Source organism: Streptomyces sp. NPDC051909, from assembly GCF_040681095.1.
Taxonomy (GTDB): Bacteria; Actinomycetota; Actinomycetes; order Streptomycetales; family Streptomycetaceae; genus Streptomyces.
On sequence record NZ_JBFAYA010000066.1, the window covers coordinates 1 to 4,758 of the forward strand.

The window sequence follows — 4,758 nt, forward strand, 5'->3', positions numbered from 1 at the left end:
CGTTTGGACAAGGGAAGTTGAACCCGGTAGACGAACGGGTTGGAGCCCTCGTCAGGAGCATTCGTTTCAGTCACACGTCACGAACCCTGCCGAGGGCCTCTCCGTTACGGAGGCCCGGACAGACGATCAAGCTCAGCGATCATTACTCCGACCAGCCCACCCACACCCCACCGCGAATGTCCAGGGCCCCCCACCAGCACAAATCAGGATGGAAGCAAGTCATTGAGAATCGTGAGCACTACGTCAGGGACGTGACGTTCAGGGAGGACGCCTCGCGGGTGCGGACAGGCAGTCCCCCCGGGCGATGGCCTCCTGCGGAACCTGGTCATCGGCGCGCTCCGCCTGGCGGGGCGGGACAACATCGCCGAGGGCCTGCGCCCATCAAGGGCGGGCCAGGTCGCTGGCGATCCTCGGACTCACGTGATCATTCCCGGCCGATCGCGAGAACAACGGAGCCCTGCCCGCCACCCCTTCCCCGAAGACCCCGACCCGAAGATCATCCCACCGCGCCACCGACAACGTGACAGTGCCCGGAGGAGAGGTTCAAAGTTGATCAGGAGGCGGTCGCCGTCGGGGTCGGTGCCGAGGTGACCAGGCCGGGGCAGGGGATAAGTGAGTGCCATGTACTCATCCCAGGTTGAGGCCTTCGCTGGAGTCTGAGAGCCCACAGAACGGTTCCTCTCTGCACTTTACTCAGACCGTGAAGCGGAGGTGTGCGCGTGGCGCGGGCTCGGTCAGGCTGAGCATGCGCCAAGGGCACTGCCTCTCGGGCGCGAGAGGAAGTGCCCTTGGAGGCGAGAGACCGTGCCGTACTCCGTTGCGAGGAATCCGCTAGTGAAAGATCTCGCCCGCAGGCTCATGGCCCGGTTGCAAGAGCCCGGCGCTCCAGCCTTTGCCCTGCTCCAGCGCCGCACTCCCCGCCTGGCCCCAGATAAGATCGAGGTGCTAATCGGCGAGGCCGAGGACTACGAAACGCTGGCTGACCTGCCCGTTACCTCCGGCCCTCCGGCATCCCGGACCACCCATCATGACCTGCTCGCCCTCGTTCCATACAGGCAGTTGCGCGAGCGTGGTTTCGAGGTCCACGACGACGGCACGCCGCTTCGCGCACTCCGTATAACAGAGCAGCACGTCTTGTCACTGCAGGATGCACTGCAGGCGCTGCCTCGAGAACCGGTTGAGTTGCGTGGTGGCGCTTTCTCAGCAGACGACAACGCCTATGACGCGACGGTCCGCCGCATCCTGGAAGAGGAGATCGGCCGAGGAGAGGGCGCCAACTTTGTCATCCGCCGCGACTTCACCGCCACCGTCGACAACTTCTCGCCGGCAGTGGCGCTCACCCTCTTCCGGCGACTGCTCGAGCAAGAGCAGGGAGCGTACTGGACGTTCCTGGTGCACACCGGCGACCGAGTCCTGGTCGGGGCCAGCCCAGAGGTCCATGTGCGGCAGGCCAACGGCATCGTGGTGATGAACCCGATCTCGGGCACCTACCGCTACCCAGCCGAGGGCCCCTCATTGCCCAGCCTCATGGACTTTCTCGACGACGCCAAGGAACGCGAGGAACTCACCATGGTGGTCGATGAAGAGCTCAAAATGATGTGCACCATCGGCGATCTCGGTGGGCAGGTACTGGGCCCAAGGCTGAAAGAGATGGCACACCTGGCACACACCGAGTACGAACTGCGCGGGCGCACCAGCCTGGACGTTCGGGAGGTGCTGCGCCAAACCATGTTTGCCGCCACTGTCACAGGCAGCCCTTTGCAGAACGCCGCCCGCGTTATCGCCCGACACGAGCAGACTGGGCGTGGCTTTTACGCTGGTGCCCTCGCCCTGATCGGGCGGAACGCCAGCGGCGGGCAAATGCTGGATTCCCCCATCTGCATCCGCACAGCCGACATCGACGCAGCGACGGGGCGGCTGAGTGTGGGTGTAGGTGCCACTCTCGTGCGCGGCTCGGACCCGGCCTCCGAGGTCGCTGAAACCCACGCCAAAGCTGCCGGCATCCTTTCCGCGCTGGGTGCCGCACCTTCCCAGTTCCCCAGAAGGCACCCTACGCCCAGGCTGGCCGACGATCACCGCGTGCAGGCCGCTCTCAATTCGCGGCGAGCTGCCCTGGCGCCGTTCTGGCTGCACGAACAGCGGCCAGTTCCGGCTTCCGAGCAGCTCACTCTCGTCGTCGACGCCGAGGACACCTTCACTGCGATGCTCGCTCACCTGCTGAGCTCCCTCGGGCACCGTGTCACCGTTCTACGGCACGACGCTCCCGGGCTGAGCGACATGGTGGACAACCACGAAGGGCTCGTCGTACTCGGCCCAGGGCCCGGTGACCCGTCCGACTCCCACGATGCGCGGATTGCCGCACTTCGAGCTTTGGCTGGGCGCGCCTTGGCCAGACCGGTCGGCGCAGTGTTCGCGGTCTGTCTCGGTCACCAACTGGTCGCTGCTCGGCTGGGCCTCTTGCTGCACCGGCTGCCCGTGCCGCACCAGGGTGTGCAAGAGGTAGTCGACCTCTTCGGGAAGCACCGCAAGGTCGGCTTCTACAACACGTTCACTGCACGCTGCAGTGATACGGATGCCGCACGCCTGGCGCACGTGGGCGTGGAGGTGGCACGCGATCCGCGGACCGGTAATGTCCATGCCTTGCGCGGCGTTGGCTTGGCCTCGGTGCAATTCCATCCTGAATCGGTACTGACCCGCGAGGGCATAGACATTGCTGCTGAGCTGTTGCGGGATGCGCTTGATGGCCTGTCGGCGCCGGCGGCCGAAAGGCGGGGGCTGTGAGCGCGCCTCTTGCGGCCGCGGGCGTCGCTGAGCCGCAACGATCCTGGTCCGACTTGCTGTCCGCACTCCTCCAGTGCCAAGACCTCACTGCGGCCGAGACGTCCTGGGCCATGGACAAGGTCATGAGCGGTCAAGCCACCGATGCTCAGATTGCCGGTTTCATGATCGCGCTACGCGCCAAGGGCGAGACAGCCGAGGAACTGGGCGGCCTGGTCGACGCCCTATATGCCCATGCTGTGCCCCTTCACATTTCAGGTCCAGCCGTCGACATTGTGGGAACCGGGGGCGACCGGGCTCATACGGTCAATATCTCCACCATGGCAGCGATCGTCGCCGCAGCAGCAGGCGCCAAGGTCGTCAAGCACGGCAACCGGTCCGTCTCCTCCCTCAGCGGATCCTCTGACGTGCTCGAAAAACTCGGCATCAACCTCGACCTGCCCGTTCGGCGCGTCGCCGAGGTCGCCGATGAAACGGGCATCACGTTCTGCCACGCGGCGAAGTTCCACCCCGCGATGCGTCATGCTGCCCCGGCCCGCCGCCAACTCGGCGTGCCCACCGCGTTCAACTTCCTCGGCCCACTCATCAACCCCGCACGGGTCACCGCCTCGGCGATCGGCTGCTTCGATGCCCGTATGGCCGAGTTAATGGCGTGCGTTCTTGCCAGGCGCGGCTCCAAGGGCCTGGTGTTCCGGGGCGACGACGGTCTCGACGAACTCACAGTCACTGGCACCTCCCACATCTGGGTGGTCCACCAAGGCAGCGTTACTCAAGCGCGCTTCAACCCCCAGGACCTGGACATACCCCTGGCCAATGCCCAGGCACTTCACGGCGCTGACCCCGCCCACAATGCCAAGGTCGCCGGCCATGTACTCGCCGGCCAGCGCGGCCCGGTCCGCGACGCGGTCCTGCTCAACGCCGCTGCTGGTCTCACCGCCCTGCGCCTTACCGACGCACCCCTCACCGAACAGCTAGCCGTGGGCATGGCACGTGCTGCCGAGGCGGTCGACTCCGGTGCGGCTGAGCGCCTCCTGCAACGCTGGGCCGCCGCCACCATGGAACATCCGACTGCCGACAAGGAGTCGCCCGCATGAATGTCCTCAAAGAGATCGTCGAGGGTGTTCGCGAGGATTTAGCCGAACGCCAGACACGCGCGTCCCTAGAACATCTCCAGGCTCGTGCCGCTCATGCCCCATCATCTCCCATAGATGTTACCGCCTGCCTGCGAGGTGACGGCGTCCGCGTGATCTGCGAGGTGAAGCGCTCCAGCCCTTCCAAAGGCCCCCTCGCCAACATCGCAGACCCAGCAGCGTTGGCCAGTGACTATGAGGCCAGCGGCGCAGCAGCTATCAGCGTCCTGACCGAACAGCGTCGTTTCGGCGGCTCCCTCAGAGACCTTGAAGCCGCACGCGCTGCCGTCACGATCCCCGTGCTGCGCAAGGACTTCATCGTCACCCCCTACCAACTATGGGAAGCCCGCGCCTATGGCGCCGACCTTGCCCTGCTTATCGTTGCGGCTCTGGACCAGCCCACTTTGAACTCTCTCGTGCAATGTGCCGAGTCCATCGGTCTGACACCGCTGATCGAGGTCCACGACACACAGGAAGCCGCCCGCGCCGTTGACGCCGGCGCGCGAATCATCGGTGTCAACGCCCGCGACCTCAAGACCCTAAAAGTCGATCGCAACACGTTCGCCAAAGTGGCGCCGAGCATCCCGGACCACATTGTCAAGGTGGCCGAGTCCGGCGTACGCGGTTTCCGCGACGTCCTCGCCTATGCTCGCCAAGGCGCCGACGCAGTACTCGTCGGCGAGTCTCTGGTGACCAGCAGCAACCCTCGGTCCGCCCTTGCCGCCCTGACCTCGACATGCACACACCGAGGACTGTAACTGATCGTTTCAGAATGCCGTTCGGAGTCGTCGGAGGCAGATGATGCCGCAGGCGAGTTCGAGAAGGCCTTGGTGGAGGTCGGCGCGTCGCT

Annotated in this window: 3 protein-coding genes; all 3 read left to right on the forward strand. The window is 65.3% G+C overall.

From position 1 onward, the window contains the following. The first annotated feature begins 858 nt into the window (after window positions 1-858). The 3 genes from AB0M18_RS36300 to trpC are packed head-to-tail and all read left to right on the forward strand — an operon-like array spanning window position 859 to window position 4,666. Complete coding sequence (locus tag AB0M18_RS36300; protein WP_365765650.1) at window positions 859-2,781, forward strand: anthranilate synthase family protein; 1,923 nt, start codon at window positions 859-861, stop codon at window positions 2,779-2,781. Then, window positions 2,778-3,872: an anthranilate phosphoribosyltransferase gene (trpD, locus tag AB0M18_RS36305; RefSeq protein ID WP_365765647.1), complete on the forward strand. Its 1,095-nt coding sequence runs from the start codon at window positions 2,778-2,780 to the stop codon at window positions 3,870-3,872. Before AB0M18_RS36300 ends, trpD begins: the two co-directional genes overlap by 4 nt. After that, complete coding sequence (trpC, locus tag AB0M18_RS36310; RefSeq protein WP_365765648.1) at window positions 3,869-4,666, forward strand: indole-3-glycerol phosphate synthase TrpC; 798 nt, start codon at window positions 3,869-3,871, stop codon at window positions 4,664-4,666. Before trpD ends, trpC begins: the two co-directional genes overlap by 4 nt. Window positions 4,667-4,758: the final 92 nt, after the last annotated feature.